Raw genomic sequence first — 21163 nt, forward strand, 5'->3', positions numbered from 1 at the left:
CAATTCTTACAAATACTGACCTTTCGTCTAGGGCGGACTTATTCTTTAAGTTGCCGGGGCTTACCCCGTGCGGGTTGGATATAGGTCCGGTTCTGCACCGGTCCTTGATATCTGCGGTGATCAGGGGTTTTTGGTCTGGCGGATGCACCAAAATTTTCGCGTTTGTGACGGGCCAATTTTTTATTTCGCAGGAAACCCCCTAACACACTGAATTTAATGTGTTTAACAACCGGTGCGGTTGGCGGGACTCGCCTGTTCTCCTATTGGGAGAAAAACGCCAATGCGACGCGGGGCCTTCTAATCGAGAGTCTTTTGGGCTAGTGTCGCCGCGCCGACTGGTAACGGGAAATCGGTGCAAGACCGATGCTGCCCCCGCAACTGTAACGGGATGGGTCATTTGCGGCAGAAAAACCTGCCACCCACTGAAGGATGGGATAACCCCCTTTGGGAAGGGAAATGACCGACATGCCCGAAGCCAGGAAACCTGCCAGTGGTGATGCCCGATCATTGGGCATCAACTGCAACCGGGTCTCGGGTGGAGACCATAGCGCAAGGAACGGGCCATGGCCCCAAAGGTTATTGAAAATGGCGTTCACCTGATATTGGGTGGCGCACGTTCCGGCAAAAGCAAATTTGCCGAGGATATGGTCATTGCGGCAGGCGGGGGCACCTATATTGCCACCGGACGCGCCTGGGACGATGAAATGGCCGATCGTATTGCCCATCATAAACAGCGCCGCGGCCCGCTTTGGGCCACGATCGAGGAACCGCATGATTTGTGCGGTGTGCTTGAACGCCTTGATCAGCAAAGCGAAGGTCCGGTTCTGGTGGATTGCCTGACCCTGTGGCTGACCAACCTTATGATTGGCGAGCACGATATCGAGGCCGAGATCGAGCGCCTTTGCGCGCTTTTGCCCCGGCTGGCTTTGCCGGTTTTGCTGGTCTCAAACGAGGTTGGCTTTGGCATTGTACCGGAAAACGCAATGGCGCGTGCCTTTCGCGACCATGCCGGGCGCCTGCATCAGCGCATTGCCGCACTTTCGCGTCAGGTGACGCTGGTGGTTGCGGGCATTCCAATGAGTGTTAAATAATTTCAATCCGGTATGTGATACCCGGTTTTTCAAGGATTTAAAGATAATGGCGCATTTGGGTAAAATTCCCGCAACCGTGATTACCGGCTTTTTGGGGGCCGGCAAAACCACCATGATCCGCAATATGCTGGAAAATGCCGGTGGCAAGCGTATCGCCCTGATTATCAATGAATTTGGTGATGTTGGCGTGGATATGGAAGTCATCAATGGCTGCGGCATTGAAGGCTGTGCCGAAGAAGACGTTCTGGAACTTGCCAATGGCTGCATCTGTTGCACCGTGGCCGATGACTTTGTACCGACCATGCAAAAGCTGCTGGATCGCGATACCCCGCCTGATCATATCGTTATCGAAACATCTGGTCTTGCCCTACCCAAGCCGCTGGTAAAGGCCTTTAACTGGCCGGAAATCCGTTCGCGTGTGACGGTCGATGGCGTTGTTGCCGTGCTTGATGCCGCCGCCCTGCGCGATGGCCTGTTTGCCCATGATCACGACGCAGTCCAGGCCCTGCGCGAGGCCGATGAAAACCTGGATCACGAAAGCCCGCTTGAAGAACTGTTTGAAGAACAGCTTCATTGCGCCGATATGGTGGTTTTAAACAAAACCGACCTTCTGACCGGCGATGAAAAAAGCAGGGTCGAGGCCGATATTCGGGCCGAGCTGAAACGCCCGTCGGTCAAAATCATTGCGACCGAACATGCGCGCATTGAAAATGCCGTGCTGCTCGGCCTGGGGGCCGCCGCCGAGGATGACCTTGATAGCCGCCCGTCCCATCATGATGACGGCCATGAGCATGACCACGACGATTTTGAAAGCTTTGTCGTCACGCTTGATGATGTCACGGACCCTGCTGCCCTTGAAAAGCGCCTGATCAATGTGGTGCGGGAATTTGACGTTTTGCGCATCAAGGGGTTTGTCCATGTGCCGGGCAAGCCGATGCGCCATGTGGTGCAGGGTGTTGGTGAACGCTTCCAGCGCTATTTTGACCGCCCCTGGCAGGAAAACGAAACCCGCCAGTCGCGTCTGGTGGTGATTGGCCTGCATGATATGGACCAGCAGGCAATTACCAGCGCCATTCTGGCGGCCTGATCCACTTTAAACCCTGAAAGGCAGCAGCCTTAATGCTTCAGGCATGCTCCCTTTGTGCCCGAAAATTGCGGCAGTGATCATGCGCTGCCGCTGTTTTTGGGCCAGATAATTTAATGCCCATCCCTTTGCAGACAGGCCTTATTCATGCACTTACTTGCCGCACAGCCGGGAATGATCACCGATGGCAGCGAGGCCGTTGATCTGGGCCAACGCCCCGGTGATGTGGTTATCCTTTCGGCGGCGGAATCCGAACTGGCCTGTCTGGCAACGGCACAGGGGCACCTGAATGCCGAATTTCCCGGCAAGGTACCGTCGCTGCGCCTCGCCAGTCTGTTGCAGCTGGGGCATAACATGTCGGTCGATCTTTATATCGATGATGTGGTGTCCCATGCCCGTTTCATCATTGTGCGGGTGCTGGGCGGGCGCGGCTATTGGGAATATGGCATTGAACAATTCGTCGCACTGGCGCGCGAACGCTACATTCCGTTACTGCTGCTTCCCGGCGATGACCAGCCCGATGCCGAATTGCTGTCGCTGTCGACCGTCAAAGGCCAGGCATGGCAACAGGTTTGGCGCTATCTGGTTGAAGGCGGGCCGGGCAATGCCGAAAATTTGTTGCGATATGTTTATGAATGTATCACGGCGAAAACGGATAATGCTGATCCCGCCATCCAATGGCATTGGCAACCGCCTGCCCCGCTGGTAAAGGCCGGGCTTTATTGGCCGGGTAAAAGCAATGCGGCCCTGTCCGACCTTGCCGGTGTTTGGCAGGCTGGCAAGCCGGTGGTGGCGGTGGTTTTTTACCGGGCGCTGATCCAGGCGGGTAATCTTGATGTGATTGATGCCGTGATCACGTCGCTGGCACGGTCCGGTCTTAACGCCCTGCCCGTTTTTGTTTCCAGCCTGAAGGACCCGGTGGCCGCTGCCCTGGTGGCAGACTGGCTGGCGGAAACAAAGTGTGATTTGATTTTAAATACCACCGGCTTTGCCCTGGCTGTGCCCGGTGCCCTGCGCGGCGAAAGCCCGTTTGATGCCGTGGATGCCCCGGTGATGCAGGTGGTATTGTCGGGCGGCAGCGAGAGCGCCTGGCGCGATGGCGTAAATGGCCTTGCCGCGCGTGATATCGCCATGAATGTCGCCCTGCCCGAGGTTGATGGCCGCATCTTTTCGCGCGCGATATCCTTTAAGGGTTCCGCCGGGCGGGATGTGCTGACCGAGATTGATCTGGTCAAATATATCCCGGTCCTGGACCGGGTGGATTTTGTTGGGCAACTGGCGGCAAACTGGGTGCGCCTGCGCCAAACCCCGGCCCCGCAAAAACGGGTGGCGATGGTGATGGCGAACTATCCCAACCGCGATGCGCGTTTGGGCAATGGTGTTGGCCTGGATACCCCGGCAGGCATGATCACCACGCTAAAGGCCATGCAGGCGGCGGGCTATGACATTGCCAGCCTGCCCGCAAATGGCGATGCCCTGATTGATCAGGTCAAATCCGGCCCGACCAATGATTTTACCGCCCTTGATCAGCGCGATATTCGCATCATCCTGCCATTGGCGGATTATAAGGCGGCCTTTGACGCCCTGCCCGCTGCCATTCGGGATCAGGTGATGGATCGCTGGGGCACGCCGGAAAGCGACCCGTTTTATCGCGCCGATAAAGGCGGATTTGCCCTGTCGATTGTGCCAATGGGCAATGTCGTGGTCGGTTTGCAGCCCGCGCGCGGTTATAATATTGATCCGCTTGAAAGCTATCATTCGCCCGATCTGGTGCCGCCGCATAATTATTTCGCCTTTTATATCTGGCTGCGTCACAGCTTTGATGCCCATGCGATTATCCATTTTGGCAAACATGGCAATATGGAATGGCTGCCGGGCAAGTCATTGGCTTTGTCCGATGCCTGCTTTCCCGAAGCCGTTTTTGGCCCGACCCCGCATCTTTACCCCTTTATCGTCAATGACCCCGGCGAAGGTACCCAGGCCAAACGCCGGGCGCAGGCCGTGATTATTGACCATCTGACGCCCCCTTTAACCCGTGCCGAAAGCTATGGTCCGCTAAAGGATATGGAGGCCCTGGTAGATGAATATTACGATGCCGCCGCCGTTGACCCGCGCCGTTTGGCCCTGCTGAAACGCGATATTCTGGAACTGGCGGTACGCATTGGGCTGGACCGCGATTGCGGTATTGAAACCGGCGAAGATGAAGAAAGCGCGCTGGCAAAACTGGATAATTACCTGTGCGAGCTGAAGGAACTTCAGATCCGCGATGGTTTGCATATTTTTGGCGAGGCCCCCGAAGGTCGCCTGTTGACCGACCTTTTGGTGGCACTGGCGCGGTTGCCCCGTGGGGTTGATCGCGGCAAAACCGCCTCCCTGCATCGTGCGCTGGTGCGCGACCTGATGCCGGAACTAACCGGTGAGATGGCGTTTGACCCGCTGGATTGCATCATGGGCGATGTTTGGTACGGGCCCAAACCCGCCGCCCTTTGTACCTATGACGGGCAATGTGGCCCCTGGCGGACATTGGGCGATACGGTGGAACGCCTTGAATTGCTGGCCCATGATCTGGTGGCGGGTGAAAAGCAGGCGGATGCAAGCTGGCACCATACACAGGATGTTCTTTGCGATATCGAAACATCCCTGCGCCCGGCGATAACGCAATGTGGTACGGCGGAGCTTGCGGGCATTTTACGTGGCCTTGCCGGCAAGTTTGTTGAACCGGGTCCATCGGGCGCACCAACCCGGGGGCGGCCCGATGTATTGCCAACCGGGCGTAATTTTTATTCGGTCGATACCCGCACCGTGCCGACACCGGCGGCCTGGCATCTTGGCTGGAAATCGGCGGAATTGCTGCTTGAACGCCATGTGCAGGAACATGGCGAATGGCCGTCGGCCCTTGGGCTTTCGGTTTGGGGAACCAGTAATATGCGCACCGGCGGCGATGATATAGCCCAGGCCATGGCCCTGATGGGGGTTAAGCCAACATGGGATTCCGCCTCGCGCCGGGTGACGGGGTTTGAGGTTTTGCCCCTGTCGCTGTTGGCGCGGCCACGCATTGATATTACCCTGCGCATTTCCGGTTTCTTCCGCGATGCCTTTCCCGGCCTGATTGATTTGTTTGACAGTGCCGTGCGTGCGGTGGCCGCGCTGGAAGATGAACCTGCCCACATGAACCTGATTGCGGCGCGGGTGCGCGATGAAACCGTGCGCCTGTGTGCCGATGGCATGGAAAGCGAACAGGCCGGGCAAATGGCGGCTTACCGTGTGTTTGGTTCCAAACCCGGCGCCTATGGGGCCGGGTTGCAGGCCATGATTGATGAAAAATTGTGGGAAGATGAAGCCGACCTTGCCAATGCCTACCTTGCCTGGGGCAGTTATGCCTATGGTAATGGGGCCAGCGGTACACAGGCGCGCCGGGTTTTTGAAACGCGGTTGGGTGCGGTGGATGCGATTGTCCATAACCAGGATAACCGCGAACATGACCTGCTGGATTCCGATGACTATTATCAGTTCGAAGGTGGAATGACATCGGCGGTGCGTCATCTTTCCGGGCAGCAGCCGGTGATTTACCATAATGACCATTCCCGGCCCGAAAGCCCGAAAATCCGTACCCTGAACGAAGAAATCGCCCGTGTGGTGCGTGCCCGCGTGGTGAACCCGAAATGGATTAGCGGTGTGATGCGGCATGGCTATAAGGGCGCATTTGAAATGGCGGCAACGGTTGATTACCTGTTTGCCTTTGCCGCGACAGCGCGTTGCGTTGCCGGCCATCATTTTGACCTGGTTTATGATGCCTATCTGGGCGATGAAATCGTGCGCGATTTTATCGCAGACCATAACCCCGATGCTTTGAATGATATCCGCGACCGCCTTGCCGAGGCCATTGAACGCGGCCTGTGGCAACCACGGCGCAACACCGTGACTGCCGATTTGATGGAGAAGATCGATGCGCAGAACTAAAACCGCCAAATCGGACCATGATCAGCGCCAGAATTTGCTGCGCATCTGGACCCGGACCGCGATCAATACCGGGATTATGGCATCGGCGGCGATGCTGTTGTGCCTGAATGCCAATGGGGCACAGGCCGGTGAGACAAAGGCTAGTGACACAAAGGCTGCTGCGAAATGGCAGGCTGTGCCCGATTGGGCGTTTTTCTGGCAGTTGCAGGGCAATGTGACCCCGGCCAAAGGCAGCCGGGTGGTTGATAGCGACCTGTTTGATACCCCGGCAAGTCAGGTTGTAAAATGGCGCAAACAGGGGCTTTACCCGGTTTGTTATGTCAATGTCGGGGCGTTTGAAGACTGGCGCGATGATGCATCGGATTTCCCCGAAGACGTGATCGGTGCGGCCTATGATGGCTGGGACGGGGAACGCTGGCTGGATATCAGCCAGTATTGGGCGTTTAACCAGATCATTGAAGCCCGGCTGGATTTGTGTGCCAGCAAGGGATTTTTGGCCGTGGAGCCTGATAATATTGATGGTTATGACAATGAAACCGGGTTTGATATTTCGCGCGATGATCAGCTTGCCTATCTGCGCTGGTTAACCGAACAGGCCCATCAGCGCGGACTTGCCATTGGCCAGAAAAACGCCCCTGACCTGATTGGTGACCTGGTGGATGAGATGGATTTCGCCCTGCTGGAATCCGCTTGGCGCGACGGATTTCTTGAAGATTTCAGCCCGTATCGAAACCAGAACAAACCTGTCTTTGCCGTGGAATATCGCGAAGATGGGGCCAGCCTGAAAAAGATGTGCGGCGATATCAGCCAGCAGGGATTTATTGGTGTTCTGGCCGATTATGACCTGTCGGGCCATATCGAGAATTGCCGGTAAACCTCCATACCTGATGACCCCATGTGAGACGGGCGAGGGGCACGGCTGCGTTTTTTGAGAATACGTGGCCTGCCTGCTGCCTGCTGCCTTGCGCCGCTGGCTTCCCATGTATCGGTCGGCAGGGGATGGCGTTGCCCTGCATTTGCCCGCGCGAAAGACACCTATGGGCAGGTCATTTGCCTGTCTTTGCAGGCCCCATGTCAACCACAGCGCAATAATGGGTGTGGGGACTGTCAAATCGGATCGATTTAGAAACAATCCTGAAATACTTTATGTTGTGGCGCGTGGAGTGCTGATCACAAAAAGTGGTTTTTCGGAACCTTTCGGTAAACTTTAACGTTTCCGAAATGGGTGATTTATGCGTTAATAGTTTATTAACCCTTGGTTGGGCGAAGAGTCACCCCATTAGGGGCCAGGACGCAGCGGCGAACACAGCCGGTTAAAATGCGCCAGGCCCAAGGCAGGAGGCCGCGATGGAGACTTTGAAACAGGTTCGTTTGCCCCATTATGCGCAAACACCGCCCCCCGCACATGGCGGACATGCGGATATTATCGATTTCCTTTTAACCGGGCAGGATGTGCCCCAATGGCTGCGCGATGATTTGCACGGCAAGGGCACCATGCGCCCGGCACGCGGTGCGATTGGGGCCGTGCTGGCCCTGCGTGAACATTTTGGCAAATGCCACGAACCGGTCAGCCAGAAACAGTTCCGCGATGGCCTGAACGAGCTGGGCCGCCATTTTCCCCTTCCTGATAACCAGCATATCAAATCCCGTGAACGGATTTACTGGCGCTATTTGCAGGGGGTGGAAACACCCGTCTGGCAGGCGACAGTATCGCTGGCCCATATCCGGCAAAAAACATTCCCCGTGGTGCGCGACCTGCGGGCATTGATCGATGATGTGGTTGCCAGCCGCAACTGGGCCGAACGGCGGCTTGAACTGGTTGAACACAGCTTTTCCATGCCTGCCAATACGCCAAATGCAGTGATGGCAAAGGCGCTGGTTCGGTTGCGGCAAATGTCGCCGGGTGATCGGTTGCAACTGTTTAACAAGGCCCGCATGCGCCGCCCCGAATTGGCCAACACCGACATGCGCGAACCCGCCAAATGGGCTGATCTGGTGGTTTCCGACCTTGGTGTTGCCTCGCGCTAGGCAATGCCGGGTTGGGTGTTTCGCACCGGGGCTTTTGCATTGGGTTTACGGTGATGGGTACGGCGACGCGCGTTTGGTGGCCTTTTGGTAATCTGTCATGGTTCATCCTCCCGGTACTGTGACAGGCCAAAGGTTTTGATGGGTGTTTTAGGCAACCGTCGGTCTTTGCGCAGGCTTGGCCTTAAAGGCCATGAAACCGGATTTGAAAAATGGTGTGCCATATGGTGTGGCGCACCATTTTTATTTTGGTGGGGACGGGGGATAGTGTGGATATGGGCAGAGACATGGTGTTGAAATTATTGCCGGCATCGGCCCTGAAAATTGACAATCCTTCTTGATTGTCACCGGGCTTTGGCCGAGTTTGGCACCCTTCAATGCGGCACTAAAGCCCGAAGCTTAGCAAGGATGGGAAACCAATGACCGATCAGACCGAAAGCCCGGCCACGACCAGCGAACTTGATGCGCAAAATGCCCGCCATGATGAAAAAATGAAGAAAATCAAGGCGGCGCGCGACAAAATGATGGCGGCAAAGATCGACAAAAAAGGTCTGGTTATTGTTCATACCGGCAAGGGCAAAGGCAAATCATCCTCGGCCTTTGGCATGGCGATGCGCTGTGTTGGCCATGACATGAAGGTGGGCGTGGTCCAGTTTATCAAGGGCGGCTGGGAAACCGGCGAGGCCAAATTACTGGCGAAATTTCCCGACCTGTGCGATTTCCACGCGATGGGGGCAGGCTTCACCTGGGAAACACAAAATCGCGCCCAGGATATTGCCCTGGCCCGTCAGGCCTGGGAAAAAGCCTGCGAAATGATGCGCGATCCGTCCTATTCGATGATTATTCTCGACGAACTGAACATCGTTTTGCGCTATGATTTTTTGCCGCTTGATGATGTGCTGGCAGCGCTAGTGGAAAAACTGCCCGATCAGCATGTGGTGATTACCGGCCGCAATGCGCCTGATAAACTGATTGAAGCGGCCGATCTGGTGACGGAAATGACGCTGGTGAAGCACCCGTTCCGTGAGCAGGGGATCAAGGCGCAGATCGGCGTTGAATTTTGATTTTCGGGTGTAAGGCCCGGCAGGCAAGGAAAGTTTCGGTTTTATAATGAATAAACCGGCGGGCAATAGCACCCCGGCCCTGATGTTGCAGGGCACCGGGTCGGATGTGGGGAAATCGCTTCTGGTGGCGGGCCTGTGCCGGGCATTTGCCCACCGTGGCCTGCGGGTGCGCCCGTTTAAACCGCAAAATATGTCCAATAACGCCGCCGTCACGGCCGATGGCGGCGAAATTGGCCGGGCGCAGGCCTTGCAGGCGCGGGCCGCTGGGGTGGAAACCACGGTGCATATGAACCCGGTTCTGTTAAAGCCGCAAAGCGAAATTGGTGCGCAGGTGGTGGTGCAGGGCCAGGTCCTGACCAGTGCCAAAGCGCGCGATTATTACCGCCTGAAACGCGACCTTCTGCCGCGCGTGATTGAAAGTTTTGAGATCATTGCGGCGGATGCCGACCTTGTTATCGTCGAAGGGGCGGGGTCACCGGCAGAAGTGAATTTGCGGGCTGCCGACATTGCCAATATGGGCTTTGCCGAAGCCACCCAAATGCCGGTTGTGCTGGTTGGCGATATTGACCGGGGCGGGGTGATTGCCTCGATCGTGGGGACACATAACCTGCTGTCTGAAAGCGACCGGCAGTGGCTGAAGGGCTATGTGATCAACAAGTTTCGCGGTGATGTATCGCTGTTTGAATCGGCGTTGGAGATTATCGAAGATCATACCGGCCTTAAAAGTTTTGGTATCGCAACGTTTTGGCCGGATGCGGCAAAGCTGCCGCCCGAAGATGGCGTGGCATTGGGCCAGGCGGAACGTTACCGTAAATCCCTGCGGCGCCCGGTAACGGGCAGGAATGTTGGGGATACGGGCGATGTTGAGGGAAGCAAGCCGGAAGGGGCACCAGCGCAACCCCTGCTTCGCGTGGCGGTGCCGCATTATCCGCAGATTGCCAATTTTGATGACCTTGACCCCCTGCTGGCCGAACCGGGCATTGATTTGATGCTGGTTAAACCCGGCGAGGTCATACCGGCGGGATGTGATTTGGTGGTGTTGCCCGGCAGCAAATCGACCCTGTCGGATTTGCGGTTTTTAAAGGCGCAGGGCTGGGATAGCGACATTATCGCCCACTGGCGCAATGGCGGCCATGTGATGGGCATTTGCGGTGGCTATCAGATGCTGGGTACCTGTGTTTCTGACCCCAACGGGGTTGAGGGGGAGCCGGGTGATGAAGCCGGGCTTGGCCTGCTGGATGTGCAAACCGTGATGGAAGGGCGCAAAACCCTGCGCCAAAGCCAGGCCCATGTGGCGGGCAACGCCCTGTGCCCGGTGGCCGATGGCACGGCCCTTGGCGGTTATGAAATCCATATGGGGCAAACCACCGGGCCGGACCGCAAGGCTGGCTGGGTTGCCACCCCGGAAAATGAAGATGCGGATGGTGCCATTGGCGGGCAGGGCCGGGTGATGGGATGCTATTTGCATGGCCTGTTTACCAGCGATGATTTTCGCCGGGCCTATCTTGCGGCGATCAGCGGGCAGGGGCCGTGGGACCAGAATGTTGCCTTTGAGGCCGGCATTGATGCAACGCTGGACGGGCTGGCGGCCCATCTTGAACAGTGCCTTGATCTGGACGCCCTGTGGGCGCTGGCAAAAACACGTAATAATCCGATGATTTAATTCGTTTTGTTAACGGTTTTGTCTCATAATGATGCCATGTTTAAACCGCATGGCCTCTGGCGGGATCGATGTCTTTACATCACCCCCTGACACATGTTTTTTAAAACCATTGCAAATCGGTCCCAAACCGGGTCAAACACCGTGAAATCGTCACATCTTCATTCCTGATCGGTAAACTTCTGACCATGCGTCAATTATATCACTTCTGGCTGTCCCCGTTTTCCCGCAAGGTCCGGCTGGTTCTTGCGGAAAAGAAACTGGATTTTCAACTGGTTGCAGAACCGGTGTGGGAACGGCGTGAAGAATTCCTGCGCATGAATCCGGCGGGCACCGTCCCGGTTTTGCAGGAAGAAGATGGCACCGTCATTTCAGACTCGACCGTGATTTGCGAATATATCGACGAAGTTTACACCGACGAACCGCTGATGGGCAAAACCCCGGTTGAACGGGCCGAAATCCGCCGTCTGGTCGCGTGGTTTGATGGCAAGTTCAATCAGGAAGTCACGGAAAACCTTTTGGGTGAAAAATTCCTGAAACGCTATTTCACGCCCGGCTCCACGCCTGATACCGGCTGCCTGCGGGCGGGCCGGGTGAATGTTGCCCATCATCTGGATTATCTGGGATGGCTGTTTGAACGGCGTAAATGGCTGGCGGGTGACCATTTGACGATGGCTGATATTGCCGCTGCTGCCCAAATCTCGGTGATTGATTATATGGGCGATATTAAATGGTCGCGCCATGAACGGGCGAAGGAATGGTATATGCGCATCAAAAGCCGCCCGTCGATGCGCGATATTCTGGCCGATAAACAGGCCGTTTTCCCACCGGCATCCCATTACGCCGACCTGGATTTTGAATGACATCATCCATCCCGCCCTCGCAAAACGGTTTTTACCCTGATGGCGGGCTGAATGTTGCCAGTTATGATTTGCGGGCCGAACTGGACCGCAAACTGTTTGATGACCCGCTGCCCTTTTACCGTGACTGGGCGATCAGGGCGGGTGGCCCGGTGTTGGAACTGGGTTGTGGCACCGGCCGCATTGCCGGTGAAATTGCGCGCCATGGTATTGATGTTGAAGGGTTGGATCTTTCCGGTGCGATGCTGGCACAGGCGCGCCGTCATTATCCCGATCTGACATGGCATCAGGCCGATATGTGCGATTTTGATCTGGGGTGCCGTTTTGCCCTGGTGATTATTCCCTTTCGCGGATTACAGGAAGTAACCACGGCCGCCGGGCAGCGTGCCGCGCTGTCGCGGGCCTTTGCCCATTTAAAACCCGGTGGCAGGCTGGTGTTTGACCTGATCGACCCTGATTTGCGCTATTGCCTGCCCGAAGGCGATGCGGAAATTGTGCAATTGCCGCTATTTCCCATGCCTGCCGGTGTTGGCGAACCTGACAGCCGGTTGCGCATTACCGCCATGGAACGCAGCAATACCCCGCTAACCCAGCAGTTTTGCGAACATTGGCGGTTCGAGGAATTATCCCCCGAAGGAAAAATCCTGCGGCGTGAGGATAACTGGCATCATATGCGCTGGGTCCATCGGGCGGAAATGGCATTGATGCTGGAAATTTGCGGGTTTGTTTCGATTTCGGAATATTCAGGGTTTAACCAGGAAGCCCCCTGTTATGCCGCCAATCAGGTTTGGGTGGCAACACGCCCGGCGTAAGCCTGATTAAGGGCAAAGGGCTTTAAAAGCGGTCATGAATACCGGTTTTCCATATAAAAACAGGCCCAGCCGGGTTGGCGGGGCCTGTTTTTTCTATCCAAGGCTATCGGGCATTACCGCCTGGCACGCTTTGGCGTCAGGCCATTTTGTGGTTATTGTGCAATGAATTTCTGGGCTTCGGCCAGGGCTTCTGCGCGTTCGCTTTCGGGCAGGGGGACCAGGCCGTTATTCACCAGAAGGCCTTCTTCACCGATAATGCCATCGGATACATAGCTGGCAACAAAGGCTGAAAGTTCGGGGACAAGCTGGCGGTGGTCGTCCTTGATATATAAAAATAACGGGCGCGAACCGGGATAGCTGCCATCAAGGATGGTTTCATATTCCGGCATGATACCGGCAATGGGAATGCCCTGCAGCGAATTTGAATTGCGTTCAAGGTTGTTGAAACCCATCACGGCATAGGATGTGGGGTCTTTTTCAAGCTTGCTGATCAGAAGGCGGTCGTTTTCACCGGCTTCGATATAGGCGCCATCTTCGCGCATGGTGCGGCATAGCAGGCGGAAGCTATCGGGTTCGGTGCTTTCCATCGCGGCAATATCGGCAAAGGTCTTGCAGCCCCGATCCATCAAAAGCTGACCCAAAAGGTCACGTGTGCCCGATGTGGGCGGCGGGCCGTAAACACGGATGGGCAGATCGGGCAGGTCGGCATCGATATCCGACCATTTCTGATAGGGGTTGGGAACGCTGGCACCCTGAACCGGCACTGTCCGCGCCAATGCCAGATAAAGCTGGCGCGGGCTTAGCTTCATGGATGGTGCTTCGCGCGAGCCGATCAGAACAATGCCATCATAACCAATGCGGATTTCGGAGATATTGCGCACCGAATTGGCCGCACATACGGCGCGTTCGCTGCCGGTGATCGGGCGGGATGCATCGACAATATCGGGGAATTCTTCGCCAATACCGCCGCAAAACAGCTTGAAACCACCACCTGAACCCGTGCTTTCGACAACGGGGGCCGGTTTGCCGGTGGTTTTGCCGTAATGTTCGGCGACCTTGGCAGTCAAAGGATACAGTGTGGATGACCCGACAATGCGAATCTGGTCGCGGGCCTGGGCAGTGCCAGCACTAAACGCCGCCCCGAAGGCCAGGGCAATAACAGCAGAACAGACAGAACGGCGCATCTTTTCCCCCGATGCAGTCACAGGATTTTCAATTCAAAGGGCTGCTTTGCCGCAAAATGCGCCAAGATGCAAATGTCTTGCGCCGGTTTTGCCACATGCAGCCCTGAATATCACAAGGTGAAAGTCCTGAGAGACTAGTTCTTCTTGGCGTTTTCTTCCATCATCTTGGCGTTACCGTTTTCTGAATCGACATCCATCTTTTCGATATTGTCGCGCGCGGCCTTGGCAGCAGGGGTGCCATCGGCCTGTTCGATCACGGCCAGCCAGTCTTCACGGGCGGCTTTTTTGTTGCCGGCAATGCGGTTCAGGTTGCCGCGCTCAAGGCGGGCCTGCAAATGGTCGGGCTGCAATTCAAGGGCGCGGTCAATATCGGCCCGTGCAAGGTCATAGGTTTCAAGGGCGCGCCAGGCGCTGCCACGGTACACCAGTGCCTCGACATTATTGGGGTCAAGGTCCAGCGCCTTGTTCAGATCGTCGATTGCTTCCCAATATTGCCCGGCCATACCCAGCGTTACGGCGCGGTCCACCCACAGGGTCGGGTCCTTGTCGATCAGCTTGAGCGCGCGGGTCTGGTCACGCCAGGCAAATTGCAGGTTATTGACCATTGTCCAGGCCTGGGCTGCCTGGCCCAGAAAACCGGCAACGATGTCGGCACTTGATGAACTTTTATCGGCGAGGGTATCAAGCTTGGTGGCGGCCTGGGTGTAGTCGCCCAGCCCGATCAGCGCGACAGCGGCGCAATGTTCGGCAGGTTCGCCGCCGCCCATATCGGCCCACTGGCTGGCGCTGTCATAACCGTCCTGCGGTTTCAGGCGCGCAAGTTTCAGGCAGGCGGCATATTGGTGTGCGGCATCGGTTTGGGCGTTTACGGCTGGCTGGCTTTGCGCCATGGCCAGACTGGGTGCCAAAACAAGGCTTCCGGTAAATGCCCCGATCATTCCGGCACTAACGGCTGTAAGCATGGACAGTCGGCGAAGACCGGAAAAAGATGAAACGTTACGTCCGGGCATGGATTCCTCATTATGTGTCATGGCATTAAGGGGCCGCTGGTCGGCGCAATGATAGCCGATTTGCCTGCATCCCATGCGATGAAAACGGCAACAAGATGATTGTGTTCCCGAAAACCCGGCCTTTTGCCCATATTTTGATTTTTAAAACAGTTTTTAAGGGGCAGGCAGCAGGGGGATGGCGATGGATTTCATGGCAGGGGACCGAAGAGACTCCTTCTAATCGCCATTGAAAAACCCTACTGTGCGGGAAAATCAGGTTTATTCCTGCCCGCAAGCAACAAGGCCCCTTATATGTCCAACAAGCTTTTCTGTTTTGGCACCGGCTTTAGCGCCCGGCTGGTCGCACGTAAATTGCGGGCCGAAGGCTGGGAGGTTGCTGGAACCACCCGCAGCACGGAAAAATTTGATGCCCTGAAGGCCGAAGGCATTACCCCCTGGCAGTTTGATGATGGCCTGCCGGTGGGCGATATTGCAAATGCGCTTGAAGGCGTAACCCATGTGCTGGTGTCCACCCCGCCGGGCGGTAATGGCGACCCGGTTTTGAACCATCACCGTGCCGATCTGGCAGCATTGCCTGCACAAACATGGATTGGCTATTTGTCGACCACCGGGGTTTATGGTGATCGCAATGGCGATGTCGTGACCGAAGAAAGCGAGCTTCTGCCGAGTGGCAAGCGCGGGCGTCGGCGGGTGGCAGCGGAAAAGGCCTGGTTTGACCTGGGGCTGCGCCATGATTTGTGTGTGCAGTCCTTTCGGCTGGCGGGTATTTACGGGCCGGGGCGCAATGCGCTGGAAACGGTGCGTTCGGGCCGGGCACGGCGCATTGTCAAGGAAGGGCAGGTTTTTTCGCGCATCCATGTCGAGGATATCGCCCGGACTGTTCTGGCGGCTATTGAGAGGCCCCATGCAGGTGCGGCCTATAATGTGTGCGATGACGATGCCGCCCCGCCGCAGGATGTGATTGCCTATGCCTGCGGCCTTCTGGGCATGGACCCGCCTGCCGAAGAAACCTTTGAAACCGCATCGCTTAGCCCGATGGCAGCCAGTTTTTATGAAGATAACAAGCGGGTGGATAATGGCCGGATCAAGCGGGAACTGGGTGTAAACCTGCGTTATGCGGATTATCAGGCCGGGTTGCAGGCGCTTTTGGACGACATTTTGCGCAAAAGCACAGGCGATGTCGGCGAAAATTGACAAAACCACATTGTTGACGGGGCTTTTGCGTCGTATATAACCCTTTGACAGATGTATCAAAGGGAACCGCATACCCGTGACGGTTCCCACCCCCCTGACTGGGCAGCCATCCCCTGGCGCGCCATCAGCGCGGACCCGAGAGGCCGACGAGGAGAGAATTTACAATGGATCGTCGTATCATCACCGTATTTGGCGGCAGCGGCTTTGTCGGGCGCTATATCGTCAAGCGCCTGCTGGAAGCCGGGTACAATGTACGTGTCCCGACCCGCTTTTTTGAACGCACCAAAAAACTCAAGCCGATGGGCTATCTGGGACAGATGGTTCCGGTTCATTGCGATGTGAGCGACCCGGAAGCGATCCGTCGTGCTGTTGACGGTGCCGATGCGGTGATCAATCTGGTTGGTGTTCTGTATGAACGCGGTTCGCGCAGCTTCATGAACATGCATGTTGTTGCTGCGAAAAACATTGCCGAGGCCGCAAAGGCCGCCGGTGTGAAAACCCTTGTTCACATGTCCGCCCTGGGCGCGAACAAGAACCCGCATTCGCTTTATGCTACCTCGAAGCTGGCCGGTGAAAAGGCCGTTCGTTCGGCATTCCCCGAAGCTGTTATTTTCCGCCCGTCGGTTATTTTCGGCCCGGAAGACAACTTCCTGAACAAATTTGCCGCCATGGCACGTGTTCTGCCGTTTATTCCGGTTGTTGGCACCCCGGCCCTGCCGCAGGTTGACCTTGGTAAAGGGTCGATCGATTTCTTTGGCGAAGGTGGCCCGAAATTCCAGCCGGTTTATGTTGGCGATGTTGCCGATGCCTTTTTCAAGGCTGTCGAAGACAAAACCCTGGCTGGTGAAACCTTTGAACTGGGTGGACCGGAAAAATACAGCTTCCTGCAGATCCTTGAAGATATGCGCGAACTGACCCGCCAGCGCGTCTGCCTGCTGCCGGTGCCGTTCTGGCTGGCATCGATCAAGGCGTTTTTCCTGCAGTTCCTGCCCAAACCGCCGCTGACCCCTGATCAGGTCCGTATGCTCAAGACCGACAATGTCGTGTCTGACGATGCAAAAACCTTTGCCGATCTGGGAATCGTGCCGAACTGCATTGAAACCGTTGCCCCGGCCTATCTGAAACGCTTCCGCCCGCCGCGCAAAAGTGGCGAGTTCCGCCGTTTCACCTAAACCGGTTGGGCGGGTTTGATGGCGGCACCTTTCTGATTTGGTGCTGACTGACAAAATGCCGTGATACAAAATGAAGCACCCCGCCATAGAAATGTGGCGGGGTGTTTTTGTCAGGCTTTGCCGTTAAACGGGCGTGGGTTTTGTCTTCTTTGCCTTGTTTGCGCTTGCGGGATGCATGCGGGTCTTATGGCTTGGTAAACCGGCTGGCGATGTGGGCGACGCGCGCGCCATAGCTTTGCGCGGTTTCCAGATCGCCCTTGGACATTTCATCGGGGGCGGCATCGGCATCGGATTGTGCCATTGGCCCGATATAGGACCCCATCCGGTTGGGGTCATCGCGTTTGGATGATTTCAGATTGGCCGGTTTGATTGCCAGACTGACCCAGATGCCGCCATGCTGCCCGGCCAGAAGGGCAAAATATTGCAGGGTGTTAAGCTTGTCGCCATTGATGCTGGCGCTGTTGGTGAAGCCGCCAAAGATTTTGTCTTTCCATTTTTCTTCAAACCACGGTTTTGAAGACGCATCGGCGAATTTTTTAAACTGCCAGCTTGGCCCGCCCATATAGGTTGGCGAACCGAAAATGATGGCGTTTGCACGGTCAAGAATGGTCCAGGCATCGTCAGGGATATTGCCGTCGGCATCAATCGCGATCAGGGCGGCAGTGCCTTGCGATTCGGCCCCTTGGGCGGCGGCCTCGGCCAGCCGTTGTGTGTGGCCATACCCTGAATGATAGACAATGGCGGTGGTGATTTGGGGATGGGTCATTGTGATTTCCTGTTATGGGCCGCGTAACGCGACGGAAAAGCGGGGGGTGGGGGAAATGCGATAGGGCGGGGTGCCAGCATTGGTGTTCGCTATGAAACAGCCCTGTCGTTGGGAAGCGCATGAAAGGTGCTAGCGGGTAAGGGGCAGAAGCGGATGCAGGCGGGGATCGCGCAGGTAAAGGCCACCCCAGGTTAAGGCCCCCAGCAAAAGCGAGGCGATTTGCGGGGCGGACCCGATTTCGCCCAGCCGGAAATGGGCGCAAATTGCCCCGCCCAGAAACCCGGTGACCAGAATGGCACCGAGAAAACGTGTGGCAGGCAGGGCGTATAAAATGGCGCATCCCAGCATGATGCTGCCCAATGCCGGGGTTAAAGCCATGTCAAAGCCGGTTTCCTGCATCATGGCGGCGATGCTTGCCGGGGCAAGGAACTGTGATGCGCCATCGAGGAGCAGCGCGATCACCACCAGCCCACTGGCGGCCCGGCCAATCCATAGGGTACGGGGTGTTTGGGAAATGTCGGGCATGAACCCTCCTTGAAGAATGCTTCAATTTGGGTGCGACGGTATAGTGTTTTATGAATGCAATAAATTATGCAAAAATGAACGCATTGTTATTTCAATGATAAACAATGGTGGTGCCGGATGCATAACCTGGAGCCGATCCTGATTTTTGTTCGGGTTGCGGAAATGGGCAGTTTTACCCAGGCTGCGGACTTTTTGGGGATTCAAAAAGGGCGGGCATCAACCGTTATTCGCAAGCTGGAAGAAGATGTTGGCGCGCGGCTTTTGCACCGGACAACGCGCAGTGTGCAATTATCCGAAGATGGCAAAGCATTTTATGAACGCGCCTGTGCGTTGCTGGCCGATATGGATGATCTGGAAACGATGTTTTCGGGTGAACATGTTGCCTTGCGTGGCAGGCTGCGGGTTGATGTGCCAACAGGGGTGGCCTGGAAGGCGATTATCCCCACCTTGCCCGATTTCATGGCACGCTACCCGGAACTGGAACTGGAACTGTCGAGCACGGATCGTAAGGTGGACCTTGTGCAGGAAGGGTTTGATTGTGTGCTGCGCATTGGCCCGATTGGGGATGACAGCCTGGTTGCCCGGCCATTGGGGCAAATGCGCATGATCAATGCGGCCAGCCCGGCTTACCTTGCACGGATGGGCACCCCCCGAACCCTTGATGATTTGCGCAGTCAGGGGCACCGGGCCATCCATTACAGCCAGAATTTGGGGGCAAAACCCTATGGCTGGGAATATCCGTTAGAAGATGGTTCAGGCTATGCATCCATGCCATTGGCCGGTGCGCTGCATGTCAATAGCGTGCAGACATATGAGGCCGCCGGTCTGGCCGGGCTGGGGGTGATGCAGGCGGCTTATGCGGGGATAAGGCCGCATCTTGAAAGTGGCGAGCTGGTTGAAATCCTGCCAGATTTGCGACCATCGCCGTTAGATGTGGCCCTTGTTGTGGCGCATCGGCGCAATTTATCACGCCGTGTTCGGGCCTTTATGAACTGGGTGGAAGGGGTGATGACGCCCTATCTGCAATAGGGCGTTGATATTCAACGGCATGGGGCGGCGGGGTAATTTGACCTTACATCTCGCCCAGACCAAGGGCACGGCCACGGGCATTGTCGAGATGGCTGCGCAGGGCATTGACGGCGCGATCAGGGTCGCGGGATTCAAAGCCGGAAATGATTTCGAGATGGTCATTCATCACGGTGGTCAGAAGTTTTTCGTTCAGACGGAACCGTTCCTGCCGGATCAGGCGGATTTTAACCGAATTGACCCGATAGACATTGGAAATGATGGCGTTATTGAGCGAATCGATAATGCAGTCATGCAGGGACCAGTCGACGGCCTGTGCGCGTTCCAGAAGGTCCGGGGTGATGCCTTTTTCGGCATCGCGCAAAACGGTTTCGTGGGCCTGGCGGATTTCACCAATCATGTCATCGGTGGCATTGATGGTGAAAAGGGCAGCGGCTTCCAGCTCCAGAAACATGCGAAGCTGAAAGGCGTTTCGCACCAGATCCAGGTCGATATGGGCGACCTGCATGCCGCGCTGGGGAACGGTGGTGATCAGGCCATCCGCCTCCAGGCGCGGGACCAGTTCGCGGATCGCGCCCAGCGGCATGCCGGTAATTTCGACCAGTTCGCGCTGCGACAGAAATTGCCCGGGCAAAATGTCGCGGGCCAGAAGCCGCTCGGTAAAGCTGTCATAGGCGCGGCTGCGAAGGCTGCGTTCTCCTCTGGGCCGGGCGGCTTCTGTCATTTTTCTTACCTCGTTGGCGATGCGAACAGTTCGTCGTAACGTTTTGCAAGGGCTTGATACTGTGCCGGGCTTAAGCGGGCAAGGGGCGCGCGTGCGGCCAGCCAGGATTGTTGGCCACCCAAATGCCCGACCAGTGCCTTTACTGCTGGTGTTACCGGGTATTGCAGCAGGGCTTCGACCAGTTCGGGCAGGCGCGGATCGGCCGGTTTACCTGCCAGAATCGCCGTCAGAAGGTCCGGGCGGAAATTGGCAACACCGCTGATCGAACCGGCAGCACCCAGGGCCACACCCTTGGCCAGCAGGCGTTCGTCGCCGATCAGAATATCAAGATCGGGGAAGCGTTTTAACAGTTCTTCGGTGTTGTCCCAGTTGCCAGCGGAATCCTTGACGCCGGTAATCAGGGCCGGGAAGTCCTTTTTCAGTTCGGCAACCATATCGGGGGTAACGGCGGCGGCGGTAACCTGCGGGATATGATAGAGAATCACCTTAAGGCCGGTGGGGGCAATTTCGGTCAGAAAGGCGCGGAACCAGGCAAGCTGGCCACTATCGGCAACGCCCTTGAAATAATAAGGCGGCGCAAGAAGGATATGCGCGCTGTCAAGTTCGGCGGCCTGGCGGGCAAATGCCACGGCATTGGGCAGCGATGATTCGATAATGGCAAAAACAATTTTGTCGGCCGGAACGCCGGCTGCCGTCATGGCATTATGCGCGGCAACCTTTTCTTCCTGTGAAAGCGACGGGCCTTCGCCGGTGGTACCGCCCAGCGTTACCGAAGTGCAGCCCTTTGCCAGGGCATCCTGCACATGGCTTACCAGAAGGGCGATATCGACATTGCCAGCCGCATTGAACGGGGTGGTCAGTGCGGCGGAAATGCCAAAGGGGCGGGTCTTGTCAAAAGTCATGGAGCGTTCCAGTCAGGCAATAGCCCGAAATAGTGTTTGTTGTTGGTGGATTAAGTGTTGTGTAGCACTAACATGTTAGTTATACAATATGTTTGTTGGCGCTA

At 56.4% G+C, this 21163-nt stretch carries 18 protein-coding genes and 1 riboswitch; of the genes, 12 read left to right on the forward strand and 6 right to left on the reverse strand.

Annotated elements, in window-relative coordinates; all coding sequences use genetic code 11:
- Nucleotides 1-301: 301 nt before the first annotated feature.
- Nucleotides 302-506, forward strand: a riboswitch (cobalamin riboswitch).
- A gap of 57 nt (nt 507-563) precedes the next feature.
- From cobU to CSC3H3_RS20295, 9 genes are all read left to right on the forward strand, one after another.
- On the forward strand, nt 564-1091 hold the full coding sequence (cobU, locus tag CSC3H3_RS20255) for a bifunctional adenosylcobinamide kinase/adenosylcobinamide-phosphate guanylyltransferase (protein WP_101285995.1): 528 nt from the start codon (nt 564-566) through the stop codon (nt 1089-1091).
- Between the two features lie 46 nt (nt 1092-1137).
- Nucleotides 1138-2178 (forward strand): cobalamin biosynthesis protein CobW, encoded by a 1041-nt coding sequence (gene cobW, locus CSC3H3_RS20260; RefSeq protein WP_101285996.1) that lies wholly within the window; start codon nt 1138-1140, stop codon nt 2176-2178.
- A 144-nt stretch (nt 2179-2322) separates the two neighbouring features.
- A complete protein-coding gene (gene cobN, locus CSC3H3_RS20265) occupies nt 2323-6135 on the forward strand; it encodes a cobaltochelatase subunit CobN (RefSeq protein ID WP_101285997.1) in 3813 nt (1270 codons plus the stop codon).
- Nucleotides 6122-7009 carry an endo alpha-1,4 polygalactosaminidase gene (locus CSC3H3_RS20270; protein ID WP_101285998.1) on the forward strand — a complete coding sequence of 296 codons (888 nt, stop codon included), beginning with the start codon at nt 6122-6124 and terminating at the stop codon, nt 7007-7009. The genes cobN and CSC3H3_RS20270 overlap by 14 nt, the downstream gene beginning before the upstream one ends.
- A gap of 473 nt (nt 7010-7482) precedes the next feature.
- Nucleotides 7483-8163, forward strand: coding sequence for a hypothetical protein (locus CSC3H3_RS20275; RefSeq protein WP_101265539.1), 681 nt, complete (start codon nt 7483-7485; stop codon nt 8161-8163).
- A gap of 416 nt (nt 8164-8579) precedes the next feature.
- Entirely contained in the window at nt 8580-9224 is a 645-nt protein-coding gene (cobO, locus tag CSC3H3_RS20280; protein ID WP_101285999.1) for a cob(I)yrinic acid a,c-diamide adenosyltransferase, read from the forward strand.
- A gap of 46 nt (nt 9225-9270) precedes the next feature.
- Nucleotides 9271-10887 (forward strand): cobyric acid synthase, encoded by a 1617-nt coding sequence (locus CSC3H3_RS20285; protein ID WP_245881206.1) that lies wholly within the window; start codon nt 9271-9273, stop codon nt 10885-10887.
- Between the two features lie 185 nt (nt 10888-11072).
- Nucleotides 11073-11747: a glutathione S-transferase family protein gene (locus CSC3H3_RS20290; RefSeq protein WP_101286000.1), complete on the forward strand. Its 675-nt coding sequence runs from the start codon at nt 11073-11075 to the stop codon at nt 11745-11747.
- A complete protein-coding gene (locus tag CSC3H3_RS20295) occupies nt 11744-12556 on the forward strand; it encodes a class I SAM-dependent methyltransferase (RefSeq protein ID WP_101286001.1) in 813 nt (270 codons plus the stop codon). Before CSC3H3_RS20290 ends, CSC3H3_RS20295 begins: the two co-directional genes overlap by 4 nt.
- Before the next feature lie 152 nt (nt 12557-12708).
- Here the strand turns inward: CSC3H3_RS20295 and CSC3H3_RS20300 are convergent, their stop codons facing one another.
- Nucleotides 12709-13740, reverse strand: a complete 1032-nt coding sequence (locus CSC3H3_RS20300) for a substrate-binding domain-containing protein (protein ID WP_101286002.1) — start codon at nt 13738-13740, stop codon at nt 12709-12711.
- A 134-nt stretch (nt 13741-13874) separates the two neighbouring features.
- Nucleotides 13875-14750: a tetratricopeptide repeat protein gene (locus tag CSC3H3_RS20305; protein WP_245881207.1), complete on the reverse strand. Its 876-nt coding sequence runs from the start codon at nt 14748-14750 to the stop codon at nt 13875-13877.
- Nucleotides 14751-15041: 291 nt separating this feature from the next.
- Here CSC3H3_RS20305 and CSC3H3_RS20310 point away from each other — a divergent pair, with 291 nt between their 5' ends.
- Together CSC3H3_RS20310 and CSC3H3_RS20315 are read left to right on the forward strand one after the other, a co-directional pair.
- Complete coding sequence (locus tag CSC3H3_RS20310) at nt 15042-15944, forward strand: SDR family oxidoreductase (RefSeq protein WP_101286003.1); 903 nt, start codon at nt 15042-15044, stop codon at nt 15942-15944.
- A 164-nt stretch (nt 15945-16108) separates the two neighbouring features.
- The gene (locus CSC3H3_RS20315; protein WP_101286004.1) at nt 16109-17116 is read left to right on the forward strand and encodes a complex I NDUFA9 subunit family protein; all 1008 of its coding nucleotides are present in this window, start codon (nt 16109-16111) and stop codon (nt 17114-17116) included.
- Between the two features lie 184 nt (nt 17117-17300).
- On the opposite strand, the gene CSC3H3_RS20320 is transcribed toward CSC3H3_RS20315, so the two are convergent.
- Both CSC3H3_RS20320 and CSC3H3_RS20325 read right to left on the reverse strand, forming a co-directional pair.
- Nucleotides 17301-17882, reverse strand: coding sequence for a flavodoxin family protein (locus CSC3H3_RS20320; RefSeq protein ID WP_101286005.1), 582 nt, complete (start codon nt 17880-17882; stop codon nt 17301-17303).
- Nucleotides 17883-18011: 129 nt separating this feature from the next.
- Nucleotides 18012-18407 (reverse strand): DoxX family protein, encoded by a 396-nt coding sequence (locus tag CSC3H3_RS20325; protein WP_101286006.1) that lies wholly within the window; start codon nt 18405-18407, stop codon nt 18012-18014.
- 117 nt (nt 18408-18524) lie between these two features.
- Between CSC3H3_RS20325 and CSC3H3_RS20330 the strand changes: the two genes are divergently transcribed.
- A complete protein-coding gene (locus CSC3H3_RS20330; protein WP_101286007.1) occupies nt 18525-19436 on the forward strand; it encodes a LysR family transcriptional regulator in 912 nt (303 codons plus the stop codon).
- A 43-nt stretch (nt 19437-19479) separates the two neighbouring features.
- Here the strand turns inward: CSC3H3_RS20330 and CSC3H3_RS20335 are convergent, their stop codons facing one another.
- On the reverse strand, nt 19480-20157 hold the full coding sequence (locus CSC3H3_RS20335) for a GntR family transcriptional regulator (protein ID WP_101265559.1): 678 nt from the start codon (nt 20155-20157) through the stop codon (nt 19480-19482).
- 5 nt (nt 20158-20162) lie between these two features.
- A complete protein-coding gene (locus tag CSC3H3_RS20340; RefSeq protein WP_101286008.1) occupies nt 20163-21059 on the reverse strand; it encodes a dihydrodipicolinate synthase family protein in 897 nt (298 codons plus the stop codon).
- Nucleotides 21060-21163: the final 104 nt, after the last annotated feature.

Source organism: Thalassospira marina, assembly GCF_002844375.1.
Taxonomy (GTDB): Bacteria; Pseudomonadota; Alphaproteobacteria; order Rhodospirillales; family Thalassospiraceae; genus Thalassospira; species Thalassospira marina.

What these genes read in the sequence shown, in the direction of transcription:
- cobU (WP_101285995.1), top strand. Translation starts at nt 564, where the DNA reads ATGGCCCCAAAGGTTATTGAAAATGGCGTTCACCTGATATTGGGTGGC.
- cobW (WP_101285996.1), top strand. Translation starts at nt 1,138, where the DNA reads ATGGCGCATTTGGGTAAAATTCCCGCAACCGTGATTACCGGCTTTTTG.
- cobN (WP_101285997.1), top strand. Translation starts at nt 2,323, where the DNA reads ATGCACTTACTTGCCGCACAGCCGGGAATGATCACCGATGGCAGCGAG.
- CSC3H3_RS20270 (WP_101285998.1), top strand. Translation starts at nt 6,122, where the DNA reads ATGCGCAGAACTAAAACCGCCAAATCGGACCATGATCAGCGCCAGAAT.
- CSC3H3_RS20275 (WP_101265539.1), top strand. Translation starts at nt 7,483, where the DNA reads ATGGAGACTTTGAAACAGGTTCGTTTGCCCCATTATGCGCAAACACCG.
- cobO (WP_101285999.1), top strand. Translation starts at nt 8,580, where the DNA reads ATGACCGATCAGACCGAAAGCCCGGCCACGACCAGCGAACTTGATGCG.
- CSC3H3_RS20285 (WP_245881206.1), top strand. Translation starts at nt 9,271, where the DNA reads ATGAATAAACCGGCGGGCAATAGCACCCCGGCCCTGATGTTGCAGGGC.
- CSC3H3_RS20290 (WP_101286000.1), top strand. Translation starts at nt 11,073, where the DNA reads ATGCGTCAATTATATCACTTCTGGCTGTCCCCGTTTTCCCGCAAGGTC.
- CSC3H3_RS20295 (WP_101286001.1), top strand. Translation starts at nt 11,744, where the DNA reads ATGACATCATCCATCCCGCCCTCGCAAAACGGTTTTTACCCTGATGGC.
- CSC3H3_RS20300 (WP_101286002.1), bottom strand. Translation starts at nt 13,740, where the DNA reads ATGCGCCGTTCTGTCTGTTCTGCTGTTATTGCCCTGGCCTTCGGGGCG.
- CSC3H3_RS20305 (WP_245881207.1), bottom strand. Translation starts at nt 14,750, where the DNA reads ATGCCCGGACGTAACGTTTCATCTTTTTCCGGTCTTCGCCGACTGTCC.
- CSC3H3_RS20310 (WP_101286003.1), top strand. Translation starts at nt 15,042, where the DNA reads ATGTCCAACAAGCTTTTCTGTTTTGGCACCGGCTTTAGCGCCCGGCTG.
- CSC3H3_RS20315 (WP_101286004.1), top strand. Translation starts at nt 16,109, where the DNA reads ATGGATCGTCGTATCATCACCGTATTTGGCGGCAGCGGCTTTGTCGGG.
- CSC3H3_RS20320 (WP_101286005.1), bottom strand. Translation starts at nt 17,882, where the DNA reads ATGACCCATCCCCAAATCACCACCGCCATTGTCTATCATTCAGGGTAT.
- CSC3H3_RS20325 (WP_101286006.1), bottom strand. Translation starts at nt 18,407, where the DNA reads ATGCCCGACATTTCCCAAACACCCCGTACCCTATGGATTGGCCGGGCC.
- CSC3H3_RS20330 (WP_101286007.1), top strand. Translation starts at nt 18,525, where the DNA reads ATGCATAACCTGGAGCCGATCCTGATTTTTGTTCGGGTTGCGGAAATG.
- CSC3H3_RS20335 (WP_101265559.1), bottom strand. Translation starts at nt 20,157, where the DNA reads ATGACAGAAGCCGCCCGGCCCAGAGGAGAACGCAGCCTTCGCAGCCGC.
- CSC3H3_RS20340 (WP_101286008.1), bottom strand. Translation starts at nt 21,059, where the DNA reads ATGACTTTTGACAAGACCCGCCCCTTTGGCATTTCCGCCGCACTGACC.